This window comes from Pseudonocardia sp. SID8383, from assembly GCF_009864975.1.
Classification (GTDB): Bacteria; Actinomycetota; Actinomycetes; order Mycobacteriales; family Pseudonocardiaceae; genus Pseudonocardia; species Pseudonocardia alni.
On sequence record NZ_WWFY01000849.1, the window covers coordinates 1 to 3,867 of the forward strand.

4 protein-coding genes and 1 pseudogene are annotated in these 3,867 nt (G+C 75.9%); 2 read left to right on the forward strand and 3 right to left on the reverse strand.

The annotated features are described in order from the left end of the window. The first annotated feature begins 24 nt into the window (after positions 1 to 24). Both GTW08_RS20580 and GTW08_RS32735 read left to right on the forward strand, forming a co-directional pair. Positions 25 to 1,107: a PQQ-dependent sugar dehydrogenase gene (locus GTW08_RS20580; protein WP_237454021.1), complete on the forward strand. Its 1,083-nt coding sequence runs from the start codon at positions 25 to 27 to the stop codon at positions 1,105 to 1,107. 133 nt (positions 1,108 to 1,240) lie between these two features. Then, the gene (locus GTW08_RS32735) at positions 1,241 to 1,522 is read left to right on the forward strand and encodes a hypothetical protein (RefSeq protein WP_139282963.1); all 282 of its coding nucleotides are present in this window, start codon (positions 1,241 to 1,243) and stop codon (positions 1,520 to 1,522) included. Between the two features lie 10 nt (positions 1,523 to 1,532). Here the strand turns inward: GTW08_RS32735 and GTW08_RS20590 are convergent, their stop codons facing one another. The 3 genes and pseudogenes from GTW08_RS20590 to GTW08_RS20600 all read right to left on the reverse strand — a co-directional run. Beyond that, positions 1,533 to 2,621 carry an alpha/beta hydrolase fold domain-containing protein gene (locus GTW08_RS20590; RefSeq protein ID WP_073577520.1) on the reverse strand — a complete coding sequence of 363 codons (1,089 nt, stop codon included), beginning with the start codon at positions 2,619 to 2,621 and terminating at the stop codon, positions 1,533 to 1,535. Positions 2,622 to 2,665: 44 nt separating this feature from the next. Continuing rightward, positions 2,666 to 3,541 (reverse strand): CHASE3 domain-containing protein, encoded by an 876-nt coding sequence (locus GTW08_RS20595; protein ID WP_139282964.1) that lies wholly within the window; start codon positions 3,539 to 3,541, stop codon positions 2,666 to 2,668. A 9-nt stretch (positions 3,542 to 3,550) separates the two neighbouring features. After that, positions 3,551 to 3,867 (reverse strand): annotated as a pseudogene (locus tag GTW08_RS20600) (hypothetical protein); the annotation flags it as partial.

The following is a 3,867-nucleotide window of genomic DNA, read 5'->3' on the forward strand; positions in this document are numbered from 1 at the left end:
GACGCCCCGGCGGCGGCCGGCGACCTGGCGCCGGTCGTCGTCGCGGACGGGCTCTCCCACGTCTGGAGCGTCGGCGTGCTGCCCGACGGGCGGGCGCTGGTCACCGAGCGGGACGGGCGCCTGTCGCTGCTCGCCTCGCTCGACCCGGGCACCGCGGTCACCCCGGTCGCCGCCGACCTGGGCGACGTGTTCGCCCGCGGCGAGGGCGGGCTGATGGGCCTGGCCGTGCACGCCGACTTCGCGACGTCGAACCGGTTCACCACCTGCCAGACCCGTGCCGAGAACGGGAGCCCGGTCGACGTCCGGCTGGTCACCTGGACGCTGTCCGCGGACGGGGCCACCGCGACCCGGGTCGCGGACCCGCTGGTCGGCGGTCTGCCGATCGCCTCGGGCGGACGCCACTCGGGCTGTCGGGTCGCCGTCGACGACACCGGGGCGCTCGTCGTCGGGACCGGCGACGCGGCGATGCCCGCCACCCCGCAGGACCTCACCTCGCTCGGCGGCAAGACGCTGCGGGTCGACCCGGCCACCGGCGGGCCCGCGGCCGGCAATCCCTTCGCCGACGCCGCCGACCCGGCCCAGCGGCTCGTGTACACCTCCGGGCACCGCAACGTGCAGGGCGTCGCGGTCGAGCCGGGTACCGGGCGGGTCTTCACCGCCGAGCACGGCCCCACCCGCGACGACGAGGTGAACCTGCTGCGCCCGGGCGGCAACTACGGCTGGGACCCCTCGCAGGGCGGCACGGTGACCACCTACGACGAGTCGGTCCCGATGACCGACCGGGACCGCTTCCCCGACGCCGTCCCCGCCGTGTGGGCCTCCGGCAGCCCGCCCGAGGCGCCGGCCGGCGCCGCGTTCCTCGACGGCGACGCGTGGGGGCAGCGGAACGGGATGCTCGCCGTCGCCGCGCTGCGCGGGCAGAAGCTGCTGCTGATGCGGGTCGGCCCGGAGGGCACCGACGGCGCGGTCTCCGACGTCGAGATCCCGGCGGCGCTCGACGGGGACCCCGGCCGGTTGCGCGGGGTGTACGCCGTGCCCGGCGGTCCGCTGCTGGTCACGACCTCGAACGGCGACGACGACCGGATCCTGCGGATCGACCCGAGCTGATCCCGGGGTCGTCGTCCTCGACCACCATGATGCGCACGAGGCCCAGGACGGTCCGCCAAGGCGGACACGACGCACAGAAAAGGGCGCCCGGGGGTCTGAACCGCCCGGAGCCGGGTAGACGGCGCGGATGGTCGTGCCCGAGGAACCCGTGACGGTGTCGCTCCCGGCCGGGGCGGCGCTGTCCGGGCTGTCCGCCTACGACGTCTGGGCCCGCTACGCGGGTCTCGGCGGCACCGGCAGCGAGCACGACGTCGCCGACATGCTGACCGACCCGGCCGCGGGTGCCCGGGCCGACCGGGTCCTGCTCGCCCGGGTGCTCGACGCACACCTGGTCGTGCTGGGGTGCCGTCGCCGGGTGCGCCCGGACACCGGCGACGACCCGGACCTGCCCGCCGCCCCGCCCGCCGTGTCCTGACCCGGCGGGCTCAGCCGCGTACCGACCGGGCGAAGCCGACGACATCGCGCACGGCGTGCGCGTAGACGTCGGGCATCGCGTCGCGGAACAGGATCATCCCGACGTGGCAGAGCCCCGGGTACACGAGCCCGACCGACGGCACCCCCGCCGCGAGCAGCCGACGGTGGTGGGCGAGTCCCTCGTCGCGCAGCGGGTCCAGCTCCGCGCACGCGATCACGTGCGGCGGGAGCCCCTGCAGGTCCTCGGGGCCTGCGGCCGCGGCCCAGCAGGTCGGGTCGTCGGCGTGCGCGGAGCCGGGGTCGTAGACCTCGGCGAGCAGCGGGAACAGCTCCCGGTTGAGCCAGTAGCGGTCGTTCTCCCACAGCGACGCCAGGTCCGCGGGCGGCCGGTCCCAGGACCCCAGCACGTAGGGGCACTGGGCGTAGACCCCGGCGATCCGCCCGGACCAGCCGTCGCGACCGGCCCGGACCGCCAGCCCGAGCGCGAGGTTCGCCCCGCCGGAGTCCCCGGTGACGACGACGTGCGTGCCGCCCAGCTCCGCGAGGTGTTCGTGCACCCAGTGCAGGCCGGTGACGCAGTCGTCCAGACCCGCCGGGAACGGGTGCGGCCCGAGCCGCCCACCCCCGTTGCGGTACTCGACCCCCACGACGACGGCGCCCTCGGCGGCCAGCTCGTCGCGCCAGCGCGCGTAGAGCGGCCCCTGGGCGGCCAGCATGACCATCCCGCCGCCGTGGACCTGGTAGATCACCGGCAGCGGCCCGTCGACGCCGGTGGGGCGGTGGACGTACAGGGTGATCGGGTGCCCGTCGGCGCCGGGAACGGTCCGCGTCGTGCGGTCGACCCCGGCCGGTGGGGTCCAGCCGGTGGCGAGCGCGGCGAACAGGCCCTCGAAGCCCTCCTCGACGGCGTCGACGAACCCGAGCAGGGCCGGGCGGCCCGCGGTGCGGTCCATCGGGGCGTCGTCGGCGTGCCCGGTCAGGCCGAATCCCTCCAGCACCGCGACCATCCGCGGGTCGGCCCGCGGGTCGTCGCCGATCGTCGTCGCCGGGTCCCCGAGCCTGCCGGGTGCGCGGGTGGGTACGGAGGCGTCGGTGCTCATGCGGGCTCCTCGGGCAGTGGGTGGCCGCCTGATCGTGTCCCGCGTCACACGCGTCCGTCAACGGCGTCGTCGCGCCGCGCCGGAGCGGCCGGTTCGAGCAGGTGGACCTCCCGTTCGAGCTCGCCCATCCGGTCCCGCTTCACCGGCGGCGGCTCGGGCACCGTGCCGCCCTCGCGGATGACGCGCACGGTGTCGGCGAGCCGGTCCACCCGGCGCAGGATGCCGTTGCGGTGCAGGAACCAGGCCAGGAACCGGGTCAGCACGGCGACCGCGAGCGCGATGCCGACCGACAGGTAGTCGCGGAGGCGGATCTGGTTGATCTCCTCGATCCGGTCGTCGAGCAGCTCCCGCTCACCGGTCCGCCTCTGATCGACGCGGCTGCGGATGCCGTCCATGAGGTTCTTGCCGTAGGCGAGGTCCTGCCGGATCTCGCCGTCGGTGTCCCCGCCCGCGGCGACGACGTCGCGCTGCCGGGCCAGGTCGGTCATCTGCTTCGCCGTCAGGTCCCGCAGCTCGGCGATCCGGGCCAGCTTGTCCGTGCGCGGCTTCTCCCCGGGCTCCGCAGTGGCCAGCGTCTCCAGCCGTCCCAGCACCGTCGGGAGCTCCGCCGACGCGTCGGTGAACGGCTCCAGGTACTCCGTGCGCCCGGTGAGCTGGTAGCCGCGCATCCCGGTCTCGGCGTCGACCATGAGCGTGGTGAGCTCGCCGAGCGATCCGGTCATCTCGAACTTGCGCTGGATGTCGGTCTCGATGTCGACCCGCTGCAGGTTCCCGGTCAGGGCCAGCCCGGCCGAGATCAGCACCGCGACGAGCGGCAGCCCGATCGTGATGCGCCCCTGCACGCGCATGGGCAGGTCGTTCCAGTACCGCAGGACGGGTCGCGCCGGAGCGCTCAGGGTGTCGCGAAGGCGCCTGGCCACGGCGGGAGTCTACGGACGGGCCCGGGGTGGGGCCTGTCCGAGCGACCGGGTGGACCGGCCCGGCCGTGGCGGCGGTGCCGCTCGGCCCGTACGCCCCGCGAACGCCGTCGCGACCAGGGCGACGGCCCGGTCGTCGTCGCGGGTGAGCCGGAGCAGCGCCTCCCGCGCCCCGGACCCGGGCTGCTCGACCAGCGCCTGGGCCAGCCGGATCCGTGCGGCCGGGTCGGCGCCGTCGAGCGCGCCGTCGAGCGCGCCGAGCACCCGCTCCGACGTGGCGGGGTCGTCGTCCGACAGCGACGCCAGCACCTCCGCGGCGGCGACGTCGT